Consider the following 20,827-nt stretch of genomic DNA (forward strand, 5'->3'; position numbering starts at 1 on the left):
TTGGCTCCCAAGATAAAAACAATTTCTGGAGACCAGCATGAACGCATCGCTTACGCCCAACGAAACCACGGTCCAGAAGGTCAAGCTGCTGATCGACGGCGAGTGGGTCGAGTCGCAGACCACCGAATGGCACGACATCGTCAACCCGGCGACCCAGCAAGTGCTGGCTAAAGTCCCGTTCGCCACCGCCGCTGAAGTTGACGCCGCCGTCAGCGCCGCACAGCGCGCCTTCCAGACCTGGAAGCTGACCCCGATCGGCGCGCGCATGCGCATCATGCTCAAGCTGCAAGCGCTGATCCGCGAGCATTCCAAACGCATCGCCGTGGTGCTGAGCGCCGAGCAGGGCAAGACCATCGCTGACGCTGAAGGTGATATTTTCCGTGGCCTGGAAGTGGTCGAGCACGCCTGTTCCATCGGCAGCCTGCAAATGGGCGAGTTCGCCGAGAACGTGGCCGGCGGCGTCGACACCTACACCCTGCGCCAGCCGATCGGCGTTTGCGCCGGCATCACCCCGTTCAACTTCCCGGCAATGATTCCGCTGTGGATGTTCCCGATGGCCATCGCCTGCGGCAACACCTTCGTCCTCAAGCCATCCGAACAGGATCCGCTGTCGACCATGCTGCTGGTGGAACTGGCGATTGAAGCGGGCATTCCGGCCGGTGTTCTGAACGTCGTCCATGGTGGCAAGGACGTGGTCGATGGCCTGTGCACCCACAAGGACATCAAGGCCGTTTCGTTTGTCGGTTCGACCGCCGTCGGCACTCACGTGTATGACCTGGCCGGTAAGCATGGCAAGCGCGTGCAATCGATGATGGGCGCGAAGAACCACGCGGTGGTGCTGCCGGATGCCAATCGCGAGCAAGCGCTCAATGCCTTGGTCGGCGCCGGTTTCGGTGCGGCCGGTCAGCGTTGCATGGCCACCTCGGTGGTGGTGCTGGTGGGTGCGGCCAAACAATGGCTGCCGGATCTGAAAGCGCTGGCGCAGAAACTCAAGGTCAACGCCGGCAACGAGCCGGGCACCGATGTCGGTCCGGTCATTTCGAAAAAGGCCAAGACGCGGATTCTCGATCTGATCGAAAGCGGCATCAAGGAAGGCGCCAAACTCGAGCTGGACGGTCGCGACATCAGCGTGCCGGGCTACGAGAAAGGCAACTTCGTCGGCCCGACCCTGTTTTCCGGGGTAACCACCGACATGCAGATCTACACCCAGGAAATCTTCGGCCCCGTGCTGGTGGTGCTGGAAGTCGACACCCTCGATCAGGCCATCGCGCTGGTCAACGCCAACCCGTTCGGCAACGGCACAGGCCTGTTCACCCAGAGCGGTGCGGCGGCGCGTAAATTCCAGACTGAAATCGACGTCGGCCAGGTCGGCATCAACATCCCGATTCCGGTGCCGGTCCCGTTCTTCAGCTTCACCGGTTCGCGCGGTTCGAAACTCGGCGACCTCGGCCCGTATGGCAAGCAAGTGGTGCAGTTCTACACCCAGACCAAAACGGTCACGGCGCGCTGGTTCGATGACGACAGCGTCAACGACGGCGTGAACACCACCATCAACCTGCGCTGAGGAATGGCCATGAAAATCGCATTTATCGGTCTGGGCAACATGGGCGCGCCGATGGCGCGCAACCTGATCAAGGCCGGGCATTCGCTGAATCTGGTGGACCTGAACAAAACCGTGCTGGCGGAACTCGAGCAGCTGGGCGGCACCATCCGCGCTTCGGCTCGCGAAGCTGCTGAAGATGCAGAACTGGTGATCACCATGTTGCCGGCGGCGGTGCATGTGCGCAGCGTCTGGCTCGGTGAAGACGGTGTTCTCGCCGGGATCGGTAAAGGTGTGCCGGCAGTGGATTGCAGCACCATCGATCCGCAGACTGCGCGCGATGTGGCGGCGGCGGCCGCCAAACAAGGCGTGGCCATGGCCGATGCACCGGTGTCCGGTGGTACTGGTGGCGCCACGGCCGGGACGCTGACCTTCATGGTCGGTGCTACTCCGGAACTGTTCGCCACCCTGCAACCGGTGCTGGCGCAGATGGGCCGCAACATCGTGCATTGCGGTGAGGTCGGCACCGGGCAGATCGCCAAGATCTGCAACAACCTGTTGCTCGCCATTTCGATGGTCGGCGTCAGCGAGGCGATGGCGCTGGGCGATGCGCTGGGCATCGACACCACGGTGCTCGCCGGGATCATCAACAGCTCGACCGGGCGTTGCTGGAGTTCGGAAATGTACAACCCGTGGCCGGGCATCGTCGAAACGGCGCCAGCTTCGCGTGGTTACACCGGCGGCTTCGGCGCCGAGCTGATGCTCAAGGATCTGGGGCTGGCCACCGAAGCGGCACGTCAGGCCCATCAGCCGGTGGTGCTGGGCGCGGTGGCGCAGCAGTTGTATCAGGCGATGAGTCAGCGCGGGGAAGGTGGCAAGGACTTCTCGGCGATCATCAACAGCTATCGCAAGCCGCAGTAATCGTCGTCAGGCCTGTGCTCGTCACAGGTCTGCAATTCAGATGCAGTAGGTGTTGCCGGGAAATCACGTCGGGTGGTTTCCCGGCTTTTTTTGTATCAGGCGAACACGAAATATTTGCGTACGGTCTCGACCACTTCCCAGGTGCCCTTCATGCCTGGCTCGACCACGAAGATGTCGCCGGCGCGCAGGTGAATCGGCTCCATGCCGTCCGGGGTAATCACGCAGTAGCCTTCCTGGAAATGGCAGTACTCCCACTTCACGTAGTCCACCCGCCACTTGCCCGGTGTGCAGATCCAGGTGCCCATGATCTTGCTGCCGTCTTCGCTGGTGTAGGCGTTGAGGTTGACGGTGTGCGGGTCGCCCTCGAGCTTTTCCCATTTGCAGGCGTCGAGTACGGGCAGGGGATGGGTGTCGCGCAAAACGGTGATAGGTGCGGGCATGACGGCTCCAGGCCAGAGGGAGTTAGAGCCGTCACCGTAGCCTTCGCGGGTGCTGTCGAAGTGTCTGGGGTCGACCTCCAGATGCCTGTAAGCGCTGGGGCAAATCTGCACTCCTCCCTAATTTGCACCAGCACTGTGCATATAAGAAGGTTTTGGCACAAGCGTGCACCATAAAAGTTCAATCAATTTTTAGACTAAAACGAGATAACCATTCTGACACCTATTGCAAAACAAAATCGTCTGTACTATAACATTCGTACTAAAGAACTATTCCTCAAAACGGAGCTCCATCTGAGTCACGGACAGACTTGAATCGGCTTTTTCTCATCTTGAAACTGACTTGGCTTTTGGCTCAAGTGTGAACTTCTACCTGTTGTTAATGAATAATGACAGTTGAATGAACCGGACAGTTAATAAGCGGCGCGGACGCAATGTCTCGCGTGCTTTGAGTAGAAGCCTTAAATAAACAGTTAATTATTATTTGTGCACTGGCGGATTTATATCTGCGGGATACGCACGTCTATCGAATTTTTATGTGCCCGGCATCAATGGAATGAGGCTTTATTGTGGACGACATAAACGTAATTGAAGTTTCGACGATTGTTGATAGTGCGAGTGAACTTAGTCGGCACGTCTGGGTGCGTGCCGGCAGTCGCCTGACAAATGTGCAGATAAGCGATGACTGCTTCATCGGCTTCAGGTGCGATTTGCAGCACGCGTCCATCGGTAAATCCAGCATGTTCGCCACCGGTGCCCAGTGCCTGGGGACGGCGCAGTCGCCGGTTCGGATTGCCGAAAATGTCTGGCTGGGCGCCAAGGCCACCGTGGCTGCCGGTGTTTCCATCGGTGCCGGGGCCGTGGTGGCGGCTGGCGCGTTGGTGACAGCGGATGTGCCGCCGGACGCAATCGTCGTCGGTCGTCCGGCGCGGGTCATTGCCCGGCGCAGCGTGGTCGAGGACGGCCGGCCGAGCCCCGAACCAGTGTTGGCCAAAGTCCGGGAGCGGGCGCGTCAGGGATTGCCGTCGATGCTCGATCGGTCCACGCAGTCGGTCGCGCGGCTCAAGTCGCTGAACCCCGACACCTTGACCTGGGACATCAGCGACGACGCCCTGATCGATGCCGAACTGCGCGGCGGAGCGTCGGTGGAAATCGCCCGGGACTGCATTCTGATCGGGCGCAGCAACCGTCAGGGCGGCATGTCGCAACTGGGTGGCATCGAATTGGGCACCGGCGTGCGACTGGCTGCCGGTGTGGTTATCGAGGCGGCCGGCGGCGTATCCGTCGGTGCTTTCAGCGAGTTGTCCGAGGGGGTCACGATCGTTGCCTCCACCCATGATCATTCTTTCCGCTCACTGCCTTGGGAGGAGGCACCGGTGCGCATTGGAAGTCGTTGCGTTATTGGCGAGGGCGCCATCTTGGTAGGTCCACTGAATATTGGTGACGGTGCCGTTATCAAGCCGTACTCGGTGGTTATAAGGGATGTATTGGAAAACACTGTGGTTCATGGCGTTGTTCAACTAATGGAGATTCAAGAATGATTTTATTTGCCCCCAATCCAACCGGTTCCGGTCACAACATGCGCGCGCTGTCCATCGCTCAGGCGATCAAGAAACAGCGTCCGGACATGCCATTGACCGTGGCACTGGCTTCCTTGCAGCCGACCTTCACGCCGATGTTCGAAAAGTCTGGCGTAGAAGTTGTGGATATTGCCGGTCGTTTGGTCGATTACTCGAAAAAGAGCAACTTGTCGAAAGAGCTCGACTGGAATAATTACATTGGCGGTTATATCGCCAATACCTTCTTGTCCGGCGAGCGGATTCTGTCTTACCTGGCGCTGATCGCCGAGTACAAGCCGACTGCCCTGGTGTCGGACTACAACATGGCCGCCTGCCTGGCCGCGATTTTCAGCGGCACGCCGCTGGTGTTCGTCACCGAGCGCTACGACTTCACCCTGTGCCAGCTCGAAGACCATGATCTGGCCGACGGCGGTTTCGAAGTCAATGCGCTGGAAATGGCCCGGGCCCGCACCGCGCTGCACAGCCAGTTCAACTGGATGATCAATCAGAGCCAACTGGTGCTGACCGACAAACCGTACGTGGCGTCCCTCGATCAGGGCACGCCGGTGGCCGAAGCACTGGTCAGCGGCAAGGCGCATTTCGTTGGTCCGATGATCCGCGACATCAATGTGCAGACCGGTTTGAACGTGCGCGAGCAACTGAACCTCGGCGACTCGCCGTTCATTGTGGCTTCGATCAGCGGCACCACGATGTTTGCCCAGAACAAGGACGCGCTGCTCGCCGCCTATCTGGACAGCTTCAAGATCCTGCGCGAGCGCAATCCGGAACTGAAACTGGTGTTGCTGGGCCGTCAGGATATCCAGGCTCAGGACGGCGTCGTCTGCGTGCCGTACTACCCGGACTGGATGGGCCTGCTGCGCGAAGCCAGCCTGCTGATTTCGGCGCCGGGCTGGATCACCGTGACGGAAATCGCCGCACTGCAGATTCCGACGCTGTTCGTGCTGCCGTCCAAGTCCGAGTACCACGAACTCGAGGCGCTGCGCCGTCTGGAGCTGCTGGGTTTCCCGACGCATCTGGGCCACGACCGCGATGCGATCGTCGAGCTGATCCAGGGCGAACTGGAAAAGGACACCGATGCTTCGACCTACTACGCGCCGCATCAGCAAGTGTCCGCGCCGGATGGCGAAGGTGCCGCCCGCGCCGCGACGCGCATCATCGAGTTGTGCCAGGGCAGCGTTGTGTCGCTGACCGAAAGCAAAGCCGCTTAACCTCAAGGAAGAGGGATTCACCATGTCACTGCATCCGCAGTTTCTATTTGATCAAGGCCTCAAGGACATCGACCACGGCGGCTTTTTCGCCGTGACCGATGCCAGTGGCGAGGTTGCGATTTCCAGCGACAAGCAGTTGCAGGATCAGGTCGCCGCGACGCTCTATCAGGCCGAGCACGGCGACGATGTCGAACTGCGTTTTGCCCATGACGGGCTGATGCGTTTGCATGATGCGTCGAATGGCGGTTTCCACGAACTGGCCGACCGCTACTGGACGCCGCACGGCTCCGGACGCTGCCGCACGCTGGCGCTGCAACTGGACGCGCTGGCGGCATTGATTGCCTATCAGCGCCGGGTGCCGCAGGACGCGGCGAACAATGCCGCGATCCACGGCCTGCTGGAAAAGGTCGAAGCGATCTACGCTCGGTCCACGGTCGCCGGCCTGTACAGCAGCGACTGGTCGACTCCGCTGGAGCTCGCGACTTCGATCGATCTCGACATCAGCGCCACGGCGTTGCTCGCGCGTATCGACAATCAGCCGTTGGGTCTCGGGTTGGTCGGGCACTTGCAGATTCATGCAGAAAACCTGATCGGCCGGGTGGCCGGCAGCGACAGCCAATCCTGTGTCGATGTGGCGCTGACCCGTTGCGGTGTGCGGGCTCAAGTCAGCCTGGTGCTGGCGCAACTGGCTGATGCACGCGACGACAATGCGTTGTCGAACCTGGCCCGCTCGTTCCTGCTGCAAACCCTGGCGCTGTTCCGCGATCCGGCGTACGGCGGGTATTGGGATCGGGTCGGGATCAACGGCAAAGTGCGTTGCGACTGGCACACCTCGTACAGAAATCACGAGTCGCCATTTCCGATCAAGACCGCCTACGACGTGGCGTTGCTGTTGCAGGCGATTCAGGCCTTGCCGTCCGGCGCGAGCGAAGCGGATCGGGCTTCGGTGACGGCAGCGTTGCTGGAGTTTCACGACGCCCGCAATGGCGGTCTGTTCATGGGCAAGGGCTATTTCTGGTCGACCCCGGATGACCCGACCGTGCCGTTCATTCGGCAATTCTGGGCACCGCCGCGTCAGCCGGGGATCTTCAGCATCGGCAACCTGACGTACCTGCCGTTGCACCTGAAAAGCCTGAAAACCCAACTCGCCGCGGCCCACGCGTTGCAGTCCATCGAGCCGGCCGCTGCCGTCACTCATCATGACGATGCGGCGTTGGTAAACCGTGAGCTGCAAGTGATCGATGGCGGTGGTGATGTGCAGCGCATTCATCCGAATGGCGTGCCGACCATTAATGTTGATCTGCAGCGTTATCTGGCGTGGCTGGCCAAGGCCCGGGCATCGAACGAAACGCCTTACGGGCTGACAGCCGAAACCGCGCCATTGGGTTTCCGTGCTGACAAGACTTGGCAGGTGTTTTCCGGACTGCACGTGATCTCGGACTTGCACGCGCTGGGTCTGCAAATCGAAAACAAGGCCAGCCTGATCGATTGCATCCGGGCCTCGCAAAACACCGACGGTGGATTCGCCGAGCAGCCGGGGCATCTGAGCGATGTGTTCGCCACCTACTGCGCGGTGTTGTCGCTGCGAGTGCTGGGCGCCTTGCCGAACGATATCGGCGGTTGCGTGCTTTACCTGCAAGCGTGTCAGAACCCGGACGGCGGGTTCGGTGATGTACCGGGTTTCGGCTCGGACATCTGGCACACCAATCTGGCGGTGCTGTCGCTACATGCGCTTGAAGCCAAGGCGCCGGACGAGCAGGGCGTGATGGCGTTCGCCTTGCGCTGCCGCTCGGCCGACGGCGGTTTCGCCAATAAGCCCGGGTATCCGCCGGACGCGTTTTCGGTGTACCGCGTGGTGTCGACGCTGTTCATTCTCAACCGACGCATCGTCGATGCCGAACAGACCGTCGCCTGGCTGCAGAGCCTGCAACTGGCCAACGGCTCGTTCCATTACCGGCCGGGCAAAGCGATCAGCCTGGTGGGCACTTACATGGCCATCGCGGCGATGTACCTGCTCGACGCGCAGCCGACGTATTTGCAGGAATCGAAAGACTGGATCGCTTCCCATCAGAAGCAGGACGGTGGATTCGGCCCGCTCAACGCAACCTCGGCAACCACCGACGAAAGCTTCGTCTGCATCCAGACGCTGCTGATTCTCGAACAAGGGCTATCGCAATATTGGGTGGCGTTGTTGAACTGACCCGCACACAGCATCGAAGGACGTTAAGTCATCATTTTGCCAGGGGAGGCGCTGATGAAAATTTTAGTGACAGGGGGCGCGGGCTTCATTGGCTCGGCCGTGGTGCGGTTTCTGATTGAAGAGACCGAATGTGAAGTGATCAACGTCGACAAACTGACCTACGCCGGCAACCTTGAATCGCTGGCCGACGTGTCCGATTCGCCGCGTTATCGGTTCTGTCAGGTCGACATCTGCGACAAGCCAGCGCTGGACGAATTGTTCGCACGGCTGCAACCGGATGCGGTGATGCACCTGGCTGCCGAGTCCCACGTGGACCGCTCGATCGATGGCCCGCAAGCCTTCATCGAAACCAATATCGTCGGCACCTACACGATGCTCGAAGCGGCGCGTGGTTACTGGAACCGACTGGACGCTAAGCGTCAGGCGGCGTTCCGTTTCCATCACATTTCCACCGATGAAGTGTATGGCGACCTGGAGCCCGAAGATCCGGCGTTCACCGAGCGTACGCCGTATGCGCCAAGTTCGCCGTACTCGGCGACCAAGGCCGGTTCCGATCATCTGGTCCGCGCCTGGCATCGCACCTTCGGCCTGCCGGTGGTGATGAGCAATTGCTCAAACAATTACGGGCCGTATCACTTCCCGGAAAAACTGATTCCACACGTCATTCTCAATGCGCTGCAAGGCAAGCCGTTGCCGGTGTACGGCGATGGTGCGCAGATTCGCGACTGGCTGTTCGTCGAGGATCACGCCCGCGCCTTGTATGCGGTGGTCACGCGCGGTGAGGTCGGGCAGACCTACAACATCGGCGGCCACAACGAGAAGACCAACCTGGAAGTGGTGCACACCCTGTGCGACCTGCTCGAAGCGCGCGGTGCGGAGAAACCGGCGGGTGTTGCGCACTTCCGCGACCTGATCACCTTCGTCAAGGATCGTCCGGGCCACGACAAACGCTACGCGGTCGATGCCGGAAAAATCCACGCGACGCTGGGCTGGACGCCGCAGGAAACCTTCGAAAGCGGCATGAAGAAAACCGTCGACTGGTATCTGGACAACCGCGCCTGGTGGGTGCGGGTGATGTCCGGTGCCTACGCGCTGGAGCGCCTCGGCGAGCAACGCGACGAAGCCCTCGTGGCCTGACCATTCAGTCATTCAAATCTCACTGCTTGAAAGGAAAAAAGCATGGCCAAGTACAAAGGAATTCTGCTGGCAGGCGGCGCCGGTTCGCGTCTGCACCCGATCACCCTGGGCGTCTCGAAACAGTCGCTGCCGGTGTATGACAAACCGATGATCTACTACCCGCTGTCGGTGCTGATGCTGGCGGAAATCCGCGAGATCCTGATCATCTCCACGCCGGAAGATCTGCCGGGCTTCCAGCGCATGCTCGGCGACGGCAGCCAGTTGGGCCTGAGCCTGAGCTACGCGGTACAACCGAGCCCGGACGGCCTCGCGCAGGCGTTCATCATCGGTCGCGAATTCGTCGGTGAAGACAACGTGTGCCTGGTGCTCGGCGACAATATTTTCTACGGCGCCGGTTTCGGTGAAACCCTGCTGCAAGCGGCGGCGCGTGATGAAGGCGCGACAGTGTTCGGCTACTACGTGGCCGATCCCGAGCGCTTTGGCGTGGTGGAATTCGATGCTGCCGGCAAGGCCTTGAGCATCTGCGAAAAACCGAGCGATCCGAAGTCCAACTATGCCGTCACAGGCCTGTATTTCTACGACAACGAAGTGCTGAAGATTGCCGCCGACATCAAGCCATCGCCGCGAGGTGAACTGGAGATTACCGATGTCAACAACGTCTATCTGCAACGCGGGAAATTGAACGTATCGGTGATGGGTCGTGGGATGGCCTGGCTGGATACCGGAACCCACGATGCGTTGATTGAGGCCGGCAATTTCGTGCAGGCCATCGAGAAACGCCAGGGCCTGAAAATCGCCTGCCTCGAAGAGATCGCCTACAACAAGGGCTGGATCGACGACGCGCAATTGCTGGTGCACGCGGGCAGCATGAGCAAGACCGGTTACGGTCAGTATCTGGCGCGACTGATCAACGATGACGTGGTGGTTGCGATGGATGCGCAGCGCCCGTTGAAAGGCGCTGCCTGATCAAGTGTGGGAGCGAGCCTGCTCGCTCCCACAGGGTCAGTGGCCGGTCACGCTGTCGAGTTGGGCAGCTTTGACCGTCGAGTGCGGTTCGGCCGACGGGGTTTGCAAACGGGCCAGGCGATTGGCGTGAGTCGGCGCTTCGGCCGCCAGCGGGGAGCGGCGTTTGCGGGTTTCTTCACGCAGCACCGGCAACACTTCCTTGCCGAACATGTCGAGTTGTTCCAGCACGGTTTTCAGCGGAATGCCGCCATGGTCGAACAGGAACAGCTGGCGCTGATAGTCGCCGAAGTACTCGCGGAAGGTCAGGGTCTTGTCGATGATTTCCTGAGGGCTGCCGACGGCCAGCGGGGTCATTTCCATGAATTCTTCCAGGGATGGACCGTGGCCGTACACCGGGGCGTTGTCGAAGTAGGGACGGAATTCACGGCGCGCATCCTGCGAGTTGCGACGCATGAAAATATGCCCGCCGAGACCGACGATCGCCTGCTCCGGCGTGCCGTGACCGTAATGGGCAAACCGCGCGCGGTAGAACTCGACCAGCGCCATGAAGTGCTCACGGGGCCAGAGGATGTGGCTGGCAAAAAAACCGTCGCCGTAATACGCCGCCTGTTCGGCGATTTCCGGGGTGCGGATCGAGCCGTGCCAGACGAAGGGCGGCAGGTCATCGAGGGGCCGCGGGATCGAGGTGAAGTTTTTCAGCGGGGTGCGAAAGCGTCCGCTCCAGTTGAGGTCTTCTTCGCGCCAGAGCCGGTGCAGCAGGCGGTAGTTTTCCATCGCCAGTGGCAGACCGTCGGCGATGCTCTTGCCGAACCAGGGGTAGACCGGCGCGGTGTTGCCCCGGCCGAGCATCAGGTCCATACGGCCGCCGCAGAGGTTTTGCAGCAGCGAATATTCTTCGGCCAGACGCACCGGATCGTTAGTGCTGATCAGGGTGGTGGACGTCGAGAGAATGATGCGTTGGGTCTTGGCTGCGATGTAGGCCAGCAGCGTGGTGGGAGAGGAGGTGATGAACGGGGGATTGTGGTGCTCGCCGGTGGCGAACACGTCCAGTCCGATGTCTTCGGCCTTCTGCGCAATTTGCAGGGTGGCCTGGATGCGCTCGGATTCGCTGGGGGTACGGGCGTTGGTAGGGTCTTGCGTGACGTCGCCAACGGTGTAGATCCCGAATTGCATAAAGCCTCCTTGCCTTGGGTAAAGGTGTGTTTGAAACCCTTGCCGCGAAGAATGAATCATCGCGGCACTTGAAATGTACGCCTGTACACGTACAATCGCAAACATGGGTCATTGCACAAACGGACTTGAAGACCTCATCGAGAGAGGAACGCGACATGGAACTGGGATTTATCGGTCTGGGCACGATGGGCGCACCGATGGTGCTGAACCTGCTGAAAGCCGGGCATCGGGTCCGCGTGTGGAATCGTTCGTCGGCACCGCTGGAAGCATTGGCCGCGGCCGGCGCCGAAGCTGTCGCGACACCGGCACTGGCGGCGCAGGCCGAGGTGCTGATTTCGATGCTCGGCGATGGCACGGCGATCCGCTCGGTGTTCTTCGATGCCAAGGCGCTGGACGGTCTGCGGGCCGGCAGCGTTCACGTCAATATGTCCACGGTATCCGTGGCGCTGGCCAGGGAGCTGGCGGCCGTGCATGAAGCACGTGGCGTCGGTTACGTGTCGGCACCGGTGCTGGGGCGGGTCGATGTGGCGGCTGCCGGCAATCTGAACATTCTCTCCTCCGGGCCCGCCGAAGCACTGGCCCGGGTGCAGCCGCTGTTCGATGTGCTGGGGCGCAAGACCTGGACGTTCGGTAACACGGCTGAAGTGGCCTGCGCCGCCAAACTGTCGGCTAACCTGATGATTGCCTCGGCGATCGAATCCATGGCCGAAGCCTCGACCCTGGCCGGCGGTTACGGCATCAGTCGCGAGGCGTTCATCGAAATGATCACCTCGACCCTGTTCGCCGTGCCGGTCTATCAGGGATACGGCAAGCTGATGGTCAATGAAACATTCGAGCCGGCCGGTTTCAAATTATCGCTGGGCCTCAAGGATGTTCGCCTGGCGCTGGAGGCCGGTGAAGCGGCCCAGGTGCCGCTGCCGTTTGCCAGCGTGTTGAAGGACAACCTGCTGGACGGCATGGCCCATGGTCAGGCCGATCAGGACTGGGCCTCACTGTCGAAAGTCAGTGACCGGCGCGCCGGCGTGAAGTAAGCAAAAAGATTCAAGCAACGTAACTTGTTCGCAAGTTACGTTGGCCTCTTGCGCCTTGCGTAATTGTCGGACAGTGATTGCTCTTTTATTGGGAAATGAAAGAAGTCTGATAATAGTGCTTGTCAAATGTACGACTGTAGACGTACATTTTTATCGGGGTTTAACAACAATAAAAAGTTCTGTCTGTTTTTTCGTCTGCTGATCGTAAATAAATAATAGCTAGGAGCCGTTATGAAAAATCTAATGCAATGGAACAGCCTTCCCTCCGAATCCAATGAATGGCTCGAGAAGGTGCGTGCACTCAATCCGCTGATTATTCAGCACCGCGATTACAGCGAGCAGACCAATGCGACGCACAAGGATGTGATGTCCCGATTCTTCAAGGAGGGTTTTGGCCGCACCTCGGTGTCCAAGGCGTTCGGCGGGTCCCAGGTCGATATCCAGACCACCTCCGCCCTGCTGCTGGAATTCGCCCGGTTTGACGCCTCGCTGTCCTGGCAGCTGGCGGTGCAAGTGGCGATGGGGCGCCTGTCGGATTACCTGCCGGAAGCCACTTCCGAAGCGATCTACAACCACTGCGACGGTTTCGTGATCGGCGCCATCCACTCCGGCGGCGAAGCGCTGCCGATGGGCGACGAGTACCTGCTGAGCGGCAAATGGGCGTTCGCCAGTGGCTCGGCCCACGCCGACTGGCTGGTCTGCACCGCCACCGTCAAAGGCACTGAAAACAACACCACTCCGGAAGTGCGGATGTTCTTCGTGCCCGCCAGCCAGTGCACCATCCTGCCGACCTGGGACACCCTGGGCATGCGCGGCACCGGCAGCCATCACTTCCAGTGCTCCAGCGTGATCGTCCACAAGTCCTTCTCGCTGGATGTCGAAACTCTCAAACAATCCCCCGAAGCGCGCAGCTCCCGGGCCTACGCCACCGGTTACTACGAGTTCGGCACCCTGGCGGCGATGTCCACCGTGCTGGGCGTGGCCCGCGCTGCGGTCGACCATTTCCGCAACGACCGCGCCGTGAACACCGATCCGGGTCTGGAAGGGGTGATCTTCGAGAAGACCGGTCGCGCCATCTCCTCGGTGCACACCGCACAACTGCTGCTGGAAGATGCGATCCACCAGGTGATCAACCGCGGTGAAACCATCGGCGAACCGGTCAGCGCCCGCGTCGGTCTGGCAGCCTCGGTGCTGACCGAAAACTCGGTCAATGCGGTCAACCAGATCTACTCGATGGCCGGTTCCAAAGCCGTCTACAAGTCGCACTTCCTGGAGCGTTGCTTCCGCGATATCCACACCGGTTCGAAGCACTTCACCCTGTCGCCTTTGAACTTGCACGGTATCGGCAAGTATTACCTGGATAAAACCAACGTACTGGCCGCGGCGTAACAGCGGATAAATAAAGCGGGCGCGTTTACAAGTGAAAGTTCACAGGGATCGATAACGCGCCCGCCTTAAGTTGCACCTTTATTTTCTTAAAACTCAAACTTTTGTGCTCGCAGCAAAGAGTCAAGGGAGTGCCACATGCTTGCTCGAAACATTATCAAGTCGCTGATCTTTATTATTCTTGTGGTGGTGCTATCCGCTGCACTGGGCTGGCGTTTCTGGTCGCCGCCACCGGCGGCGGCCGAGCAACGGATCCCCAGCACCCGGGTCGGTCTGGCCGTAGTCAAGAAACAACCGTACACCTACTACCTCGAAGCCATCGGCAAACTCGAAGCCCAGCGTCAGGTGCTGGTGTCGGCTGAAGTCAGCGGCAAAGTGGTGGACATCGATTTCGAGTCCGGCGATGAAGTGAAGGCAGGGCAGGTGCTGCTCAAGCTCAACGACGCGCCGGAGCAAGGCGAACTGGTGCGCCTGAAAGGCGAGTACGAATCGGCCAAGGCCCAGTTCGCCCGGGTCCAGGAACTGGCCAAGACCGGCGCCGAAAGCCGTCGCGCCTTCGACAGTGCCCGCGCTCAATACGACGCGGCCAAAGGCGACATGGAGCGCATGCAGGCGCAGATCGCCCAACGGCACATTCGTGCGCCGTTCGCCGGCACCCTCGGCATTCGCCAGGCGCACCTGGGCCAATACCTGCAGGCCGGCAGCGCGGTGGCAACCCTGACCGATCCGGGCGTGCTGCGCGTCAACTTCACCCTCGCCGAGCGCGATGGCTCGCAAGTGCAACTGGGCCAGACCGTGCAGGCCAAGGTCGATGCCTGGGGTGATGTGACCTTCGCCGGCAAGATCGTCGCGGTCGATCCGCAGATCAACCAGTCTCACACCATCAACGTTCAAGCGGTCATCACCGACACGCAAAAACGCCTGCGTCCCGGCATGTATGCACGGGTCTCGGTGACCCTGCCGCAGACCGCCGAGCTGCTGATTCCGGAAACCGCGATCACCTACAACGCCTACGGCGAGAGCGTGTTCTCGGTCTACACCGACGAGGCCGGGGTGCAGAAGGTCAAGCGCGAAAGCATCAAGGTCGGCGAGCGCCGCGATGGCTGGGCGGTGGTCGACAAGGGCCTGACCGAAGGCGTGCAAGTGGTGACGTCCGGCCAGCTCAAGCTCCACGACGGCGTGGCGGTGGAAGGTGTCCCGGACACGATTGCTCTTAAACTCAGTGGGCTGGAAAAATGAATTTCACCGACCTCTTTCTTCGCCGCCCGGTGCTGGCCGTGGTGGTCAGCACGCTGATCCTGCTGTTCGGGGTACGCGCGCTGATGAACTTGCCGATCCGCCAGTACCCGATGCTGGAAACATCGACCATCACGGTCACGACCCAGTATCCCGGCGCTTCTTCGGAACTGATGCAAGGCTTCGTCACCCAACCGATCAGCCAGGCCGTGGCCTCGGTCGAGGGCATCGACTATCTGTCGTCGACTTCGACCCAGGGTCGCAGCCAGGTGACGATCCGCATGGCACTGAACAGTGACTCGATCGCGGCGCTGACCGAGGTCATGGCCAAGGTCAACCAGATCAAATACCGCTTGCCGAAGGACGCGTACGACCCGGTGGTGGAACGCACTTCCGGCGGCTTCACCAGCGTGGCCTACGTCGCGTTCGCCAGCTCCAACCTGACCATTCCGGAGATGTCGGATTACATCTCCCGCGTCGTCGAACCGATGTTCGCCGGCATCGAAGGCGTGGCCAAGATCAACATCATGGGCGAGCAGAAACTGTCCATGCGCCTGTGGCTCGACCCGCAGCGTCTGGCCGGTTACGGCATGACCGGGCAGGACGTTTCGGCGGCCATCGAGGGCAACAACTTCCAGGCAGCACCAGGGCAGGTCAAAGGCCTGTACGTGGTCAGCAACCTGCGGGTCAACACTGACCTGAACAGCGTCGAAGATTTCCGCGACATGGTGCTGCGCAACGACAACGGCCACATCATCCGTGTGCGTGACGTCGGCACTGTGGAACTGAACGCAGCCTCCACCGATACCAGCGGCGCGATGAGTGACGTGCCGGCGCTGTTCCTCGGTCTGGACGCCGCACCGACCGGCAACCCGCTGGTCATCGTAAAACGCGTGCGCGAATTGCTGCCGCAGATTCAGGAAACCCTGCCGCCGGGCGTGACCGTGCAGATCCCGTTCGAAGTGGCGCACTTCATTCAGTCGTCGATCGACGAGGTGAGCTACACCCTGCTCGAAGCGCTGGTGATCGTGGTGCTGGTGATTTACCTGTGCCTGGGTACGTTCCGCACCGTGCTGATTCCGCTGGTGACCATTCCGCTGTCGATGCTCGGCGCGGCGATGCTGATGCAGATGTTCGGCTTCAGCCTCAACCTGCTGACCCTGCTCGCCATGGTGCTCGCCATCGGGCTGGTGGTGGACGACGCCATCGTCGTGGTGGAAAACGTTCACCGTCACATCGAAGAGGGCAAGACGCCGTTCGACGCTGCGCTGATCGGCGCCCGTGAAGTGGCCGGGCCAGTCGTAGCGATGACCTTCACCCTGGCGGCGGTGTACGCGCCGATCGGTTTGATGGGCGGCCTCACCGGCACGCTGTTCAAGGAGTTCGCACTGACCCTGGCGGGCGCCGTGGTGATTTCCGGCATCGTCGCCCTGACCCTGTCGCCGATCATGAGTACCCGCCTGCTGGACGCGAAAACCAGCGAAGGCTTCATGGCCGTCAAGGCGGATCGTTTCTTCCAGTATCTGTCCCGTCGTTATGGCGCGCTGCTCGGTGGTTCGCTGGCGCGTCGCTGGATCAGCCTGAGCGTGGCGCTGGTGATCTTCTTCAGCCTGCCGTTCCTCTATCGCTCGGCGCAGACCGAACTGGCGCCGCTGGAAGACCAGAACATTCTGCTGACCGCGATCAAGGCACCGCAGCACGCCAACCTGAATTACCTCGAAGCCTACGCCCACGAGCTGTACAAGACCTTCAACGAAATCCCCGAGGGTTACAGCAACTGGGTGGCGAACGGTTCCGACGGTCTGTCCAACAGCGTCGGCGGGATCAACCTGGTGGACTGGGAAAAGCGCGGTCGCGACGCCAACACCATCCAGCCTGACTTGCAGGCGCGGGTGAACCAGATCGAAGGCACGAGCATTTTCGTGTTCCAGATGCCGCCGCTGCCGGGCTCCACCGGTGGCCTGCCGGTGCAGATGGTGATCCGTAGCGATCAGGAATATCTGGCGCTGTACAACGTGATGGATCAGCTCAAGCAGGCGGCGCAAGCCAGTGGTCTGTTCGCGGTGGTCGACAGTGATCTGGACTTCAACAACCCGGTGGTGGAAATCCAGGTCGACCGGGCCAAGGCCAACGCCCTGGGCATCCGCATGCAGGACATCGGCGAGACGCTCAACAGCCTGATCGGCGAGAAGTACGTCAACCGGTTCTCGTTCCACGGCCGTTCCTATGACGTGATTCCGCAATCGGTGTCGGCGGATCGCCTGACCCCGGAAACCCTGAAGCTGTATTACGTGAAGGACCAGAAAGGCAATCCGGTCCCGCTGTCGACACTGGCCACCCTCAGCGTCAAGGTCGAGCCGAATCGCCTGACCCAGTTCAACCAGCAGAACTCCGCCACGTTCCAGGCCATTCCGGCGCCGGGCGTGACGTTGGGTGATGCAGTGGGCTTCCTGCAGAAGCAATCGGAAGGCTTCCCGGCCGGCTTCAGTTTCGACTGGCAGTCCGACGCCCGCCAATACGTGCAGGAAGGCAACAGCCTGGCGTTCACCTTCGGCCTGGCCCTAGTGATCATCTACCTGGTGCTGAGCGTGCAATACGAGAGCTTCCGCGACCCGTTCATCATCCTGATCAGCGTGCCGCTGTCGATCTGCGGAGCCCTTGTACCGCTGGCGCTGGGCATGACCTCAATGAACATCTACACCCAGATCGGCCTGATCACGCTGATCGGTCTGATCAGTAAGCACGGGATCCTGATGGTCGCGTTCGCCAACGAGTTGCAGCGCCAGCAAGGCATGGACCGCGTGCAAGCGATCCAGCACGCCGCGCAGGTGCGTCTGCGGCCGATCCTGATGACCACTGCGGCGATGGTGGTCGGCCTCGCGCCCCTGTTGTTCGCCAGCGGTGCCGGCGCCAACAGCCGCTTCGGCCTGGGCCTGGTGATTGTGGTGGGGATGCTGATCGGCACCTTGTTCACCCTGTTCATTCTGCCGTCGGTGTACACGCTGCTCAGTTCGATCAAGCAACCGAGCCACGCACCCGAAGCCGAACCGGCCGGTGTGCCGCAACCCATCCTGTGAGGACGTGACATGCATTCGATTACACGTTTGATGCTGGCGCCGCTGGCGGCGTCCATCCTGTTGGCGGCGGGTTGTGTGAACTACGCCGGGATCGATCATCAGGGCAAATTGCTGGCGGTCGGCGATGCGCCGTCCGACAGCCTGAAAGACAAGCTGCCGCCGGCGCAATGGCCGCGTGCGGACTGGTGGACATCGCTGGGCGATCCACGTCTTGGAGCATTGATCGAGGAGGCGTATGCCAGCAACCCGGACTTGCAGGAAGTCGCTGCCCGGGTCGCGAAGGCCAATGCATTTCTCGACCTGCGCGACGCCGAGCGCTATCCCGAAATGGACGCGTCGGCGGGTGTCACTCGCGGTCGGCTGTCACGCTTCGAGGACTACAGCGGCGAGGGCCACAAGTACTTCACCGCACGCAATCTGGCGGTGAATTTCAGCTACACCTTCGATCTTTGGGGCGGCCAGCGTGCCGCGTGGGAATCGGCGCTCAACAGCGCACGAGCGGCGGAAGTCGATCTGCAATCGTCGCGGCTGATTCTGGCGACAAACGTGGTCAAGGCTTACAACCAGTTGGCGTATGCCTGGCAGGTCTCGGAGCTCAATCAACGGGATCTCGAACGCCTGAGCAAACTGGTGGATCTGACGGATTCACGCTATGGCTCGGGCCTCGACAACCTGTCGCAACTCAAGCAGGTGCAGAGCCTCAAGGCGCGTTCGGAATCGACCCTGATCGGCGCCAACGAAGACATCGAAATCGCTCGTCTTCAATTGTCGGCGCTGATCGGCAAGGGCGTTGATCGTGCGCACACGCTTGAGCGGCCATCGAATCTGCAAGCGAGCGTGGTGGCATTGCCGGCGCAGTTGCCGGCTCAACTATTGGGCCGTCGTCCGGACATCGTCGCTGCGCGTTGGCGCGTGGAGGCCGAGACCAAGAACGTCGAGGCAGTGAAGACCACGTTCTACCCGAACATCAATCTGGTGGCAGCGGCGGGTTCCCATGCGCTGACCGGTGATGCGTTGTTCGCCGGGGTCAGCAAGTTCTGGAATGTGGCGCCAACGGTGTCGCTGCCGATCTTCGATGCGGGTCGTCTGCGCTCGGATCTGAAGGCCGGCAATGCCGAACTCGACAGTTCGATTGCGCAGTACAACCGGGTGTTGAATTCGGCCCTGCACGAGGTGGCAATTTCGGTGACGCAGTTGCGTTCGTTCGAGCAGCAAATCGTCGTGCAGCGCGATGCCTGTTCGATTGCCCAGTCTTCTTACGATCTGTCGCAGTCGCGCTACAAGGCCGGGGAGGACACGTTCCTCGATGCGCTGAATATCGAGCAGCAATTGATCCAGGACGAAATGCGCCTGGCCTTCCTCAACAGCAAGCACATCGACAGTTCGGTTTCGTTGATGGCGGCGCTGGGCGGCGGGTTCCAGACACCCGCGCTGGAGACAGCGCAGAGCAGCGATTTGTAGTTGTTTTGCGGGACGCCGCCCTCGGGGCGGCTGTCGCGGGGAAAAAGCATCTTGTGTATAGTCTTACTGTTCTCGTATAGACGAATACAAGCCGGATTTTTCCCGCCTATATCATCAAGGGTAGCTACCTATGAACGTCCCGAATCATCCCAATCAGGATCAGATCCTTCTGGAAAATGTGCTGAACGCATTGGGAAGCCCGCTACGCCTGACCGTGTTGAAAGTGTTGTCCGATGGCCAGGAACATCCATGCGGCCGGATCCTCAAGGGCGCATCGAAGTCGACCATGACCCACCACTGGCGGGTTCTGCGCGACAGCGGTCTGATTTGGCAGCGCCCTTACGGTCGGGAAAACCTGCTGTCCCTGCGTCGTGAAGACATGGACGTGCGTTTTCCGGGATTGCTCGACTCGCTGCTGGCGGCGGTCAAGACCGATGAACAGACCATCAGCGTCATCAGCAAACACGAAGTGACCGAAGAAAACGGAGCCGAGTGACAGACACCGCCGGTGAAGGGTTGGCCTTCCACGGCAACCAACAATTCACCATCACCAGGAAGGTGTGAGCGGGTATGGATACAAGTCATTACTGGTCATCGCGACCGCTGTCGGAATTGACCGGCTCCGAGCATCACTGGCTGTTTTTGCCCGGGGCACTGACCCCACGTCTGAAAGCCATGGGCGATTATTCAATCGAAGTCGTCGAGCAGTCCCATGGCCCGCTCAATCCTGAAGAAGCGCAAGCGCTGAACGTGCCGCCGGCCACTATCGGCTGGGTGCGTGAAGTGGTGATGAAACTCGATGGCGAAGCCTGCGTCACCGCGCGCAGCCTGACCAGCGTGCCGGCACTGAATGGCGACTGGGCGGATCTGAACGGCTATGGCCGTCGACCGCTGGCGGAGATTCTCTACACGTCGGAGCAGACCCTGCGCGAGCCTTTCCAGTGCGCCTTGCTGTCCCCCGGCGCACCGCTGGCGGCGCTGTCCTATCGCTTCGCGCCACAGGCCAAACGTCTGCTGGCCCGGCGTTCGCGTTTCACCCGCAATGGTTCGGCGCTGCTGGTCAGCGAGTGCTTTTTGCCTGCCTTCTGGGCACGGGTTGAATACGCTCAGGCGCTCAAGTCGGCCTGATGAAAAAAACCTGCGGGCGTTCACGCCCGCAGGTTTTTTTCGCCGGTTTTTCAGAGCCGGATCACCGCTTCGATCTGCTTGATGGCCGGCGTCAGCGCTTGCGCCAGTTGCTCGGCTTTCGAGGTCGGGCGCATGGTTCTGGATGACCGTAGGAACAGAGGATCATCGAACCGCTTGCGCAGTCGTGCCAGCGATCCGCTGATGGCGGGTTGTTTGACGTGCAGGCGCTCGGCCGTGCGTGACACGCTGCGTTCGCGGAACAACACCAGGAAAATGATGATCAGGTTCAGGTCGATATCCGCGAAGTTGTCTTCATTGAATAGCATGGTTACATCCCTGTCATGAC

At 60.7% G+C, this 20,827-nt stretch carries 17 protein-coding genes; 14 read left to right on the forward strand and 3 right to left on the reverse strand.

Annotation, left to right across the window (positions count from 1 at the left end):
* Positions 1–37: 37 nt before the first annotated feature.
* Positions 38–1,564, forward strand: a complete 1,527-nt coding sequence (locus tag ABTV87_RS03580) for a CoA-acylating methylmalonate-semialdehyde dehydrogenase (RefSeq protein ID WP_433899007.1) — start codon at positions 38–40, stop codon at positions 1,562–1,564.
* 9 nt (positions 1,565–1,573) lie between these two features.
* Entirely contained in the window at positions 1,574–2,461 is an 888-nt protein-coding gene (mmsB, locus tag ABTV87_RS03585) for a 3-hydroxyisobutyrate dehydrogenase (protein ID WP_039772935.1), read from the forward strand.
* 95 nt (positions 2,462–2,556) lie between these two features.
* On the opposite strand, the gene ABTV87_RS03590 is transcribed toward mmsB, so the two are convergent.
* A complete protein-coding gene (locus ABTV87_RS03590) occupies positions 2,557–2,901 on the reverse strand; it encodes a cupin domain-containing protein (protein WP_007953863.1) in 345 nt (114 codons plus the stop codon).
* Positions 2,902–3,467: 566 nt separating this feature from the next.
* On the opposite strand from ABTV87_RS03590, the gene ABTV87_RS03595 reads away from it, so the two are divergent.
* The 5 genes from ABTV87_RS03595 to rfbA are packed head-to-tail and all read left to right on the forward strand — an operon-like array spanning position 3,468 to position 9,989.
* Positions 3,468–4,439, forward strand: coding sequence for an acyltransferase (locus ABTV87_RS03595; protein WP_433899008.1), 972 nt, complete (start codon positions 3,468–3,470; stop codon positions 4,437–4,439).
* On the forward strand, positions 4,436–5,686 hold the full coding sequence (locus ABTV87_RS03600; RefSeq protein WP_433899009.1) for a hypothetical protein: 1,251 nt from the start codon (positions 4,436–4,438) through the stop codon (positions 5,684–5,686). The genes ABTV87_RS03595 and ABTV87_RS03600 overlap by 4 nt, the downstream gene beginning before the upstream one ends.
* A 22-nt stretch (positions 5,687–5,708) precedes the next feature.
* Entirely contained in the window at positions 5,709–7,886 is a 2,178-nt protein-coding gene (locus ABTV87_RS03605; protein ID WP_433899010.1) for a prenyltransferase/squalene oxidase repeat-containing protein, read from the forward strand.
* A 54-nt stretch (positions 7,887–7,940) separates the two neighbouring features.
* A complete protein-coding gene (gene rfbB / locus ABTV87_RS03610) occupies positions 7,941–9,023 on the forward strand; it encodes a dTDP-glucose 4,6-dehydratase (protein WP_433899011.1) in 1,083 nt (360 codons plus the stop codon).
* A gap of 42 nt (positions 9,024–9,065) precedes the next feature.
* Positions 9,066–9,989 (forward strand): glucose-1-phosphate thymidylyltransferase RfbA, encoded by a 924-nt coding sequence (gene rfbA, locus ABTV87_RS03615; protein WP_085607986.1) that lies wholly within the window; start codon positions 9,066–9,068, stop codon positions 9,987–9,989.
* Between the two features lie 36 nt (positions 9,990–10,025).
* On the opposite strand, the gene ABTV87_RS03620 is transcribed toward rfbA, so the two are convergent.
* Complete coding sequence (locus ABTV87_RS03620) at positions 10,026–11,162, reverse strand: LLM class flavin-dependent oxidoreductase (protein ID WP_085607988.1); 1,137 nt, start codon at positions 11,160–11,162, stop codon at positions 10,026–10,028.
* A 110-nt stretch (positions 11,163–11,272) separates the two neighbouring features.
* On the opposite strand from ABTV87_RS03620, the gene ABTV87_RS03625 reads away from it, so the two are divergent.
* From ABTV87_RS03625 to ABTV87_RS03655, 7 genes are all read left to right on the forward strand, one after another.
* Complete coding sequence (locus ABTV87_RS03625) at positions 11,273–12,193, forward strand: NAD(P)-dependent oxidoreductase (protein WP_433899833.1); 921 nt, start codon at positions 11,273–11,275, stop codon at positions 12,191–12,193.
* A gap of 231 nt (positions 12,194–12,424) precedes the next feature.
* Complete coding sequence (locus tag ABTV87_RS03630) at positions 12,425–13,582, forward strand: oxidoreductase (RefSeq protein WP_236191602.1); 1,158 nt, start codon at positions 12,425–12,427, stop codon at positions 13,580–13,582.
* A gap of 135 nt (positions 13,583–13,717) precedes the next feature.
* Positions 13,718–14,818 carry an efflux RND transporter periplasmic adaptor subunit gene (locus ABTV87_RS03635; protein WP_085607993.1) on the forward strand — a complete coding sequence of 367 codons (1,101 nt, stop codon included), beginning with the start codon at positions 13,718–13,720 and terminating at the stop codon, positions 14,816–14,818.
* Entirely contained in the window at positions 14,815–17,892 is a 3,078-nt protein-coding gene (locus ABTV87_RS03640; protein WP_085746844.1) for a MexW/MexI family multidrug efflux RND transporter permease subunit, read from the forward strand. The genes ABTV87_RS03635 and ABTV87_RS03640 overlap by 4 nt, the downstream gene beginning before the upstream one ends.
* A gap of 9 nt (positions 17,893–17,901) precedes the next feature.
* Positions 17,902–19,353, forward strand: a complete 1,452-nt coding sequence (locus tag ABTV87_RS03645; RefSeq protein ID WP_433899012.1) for an efflux transporter outer membrane subunit — start codon at positions 17,902–17,904, stop codon at positions 19,351–19,353.
* A 130-nt stretch (positions 19,354–19,483) separates the two neighbouring features.
* A complete protein-coding gene (locus tag ABTV87_RS03650) occupies positions 19,484–19,849 on the forward strand; it encodes an ArsR/SmtB family transcription factor (protein ID WP_102687318.1) in 366 nt (121 codons plus the stop codon).
* Between the two features lie 74 nt (positions 19,850–19,923).
* Entirely contained in the window at positions 19,924–20,481 is a 558-nt protein-coding gene (locus tag ABTV87_RS03655; protein WP_085607997.1) for a chorismate--pyruvate lyase family protein, read from the forward strand.
* A 50-nt stretch (positions 20,482–20,531) separates the two neighbouring features.
* On the opposite strand, the gene ABTV87_RS03660 is transcribed toward ABTV87_RS03655, so the two are convergent.
* Positions 20,532–20,807: a helix-turn-helix domain-containing protein gene (locus ABTV87_RS03660; protein WP_007953837.1), complete on the reverse strand. Its 276-nt coding sequence runs from the start codon at positions 20,805–20,807 to the stop codon at positions 20,532–20,534.
* Between the last annotated feature and the right edge of the window lie 20 nt (positions 20,808–20,827).

This window comes from Pseudomonas sp. PSE1(2024), from assembly GCF_050990555.1.
Classification (GTDB): Bacteria; Pseudomonadota; Gammaproteobacteria; order Pseudomonadales; family Pseudomonadaceae; genus Aquipseudomonas; species Aquipseudomonas aphyarum.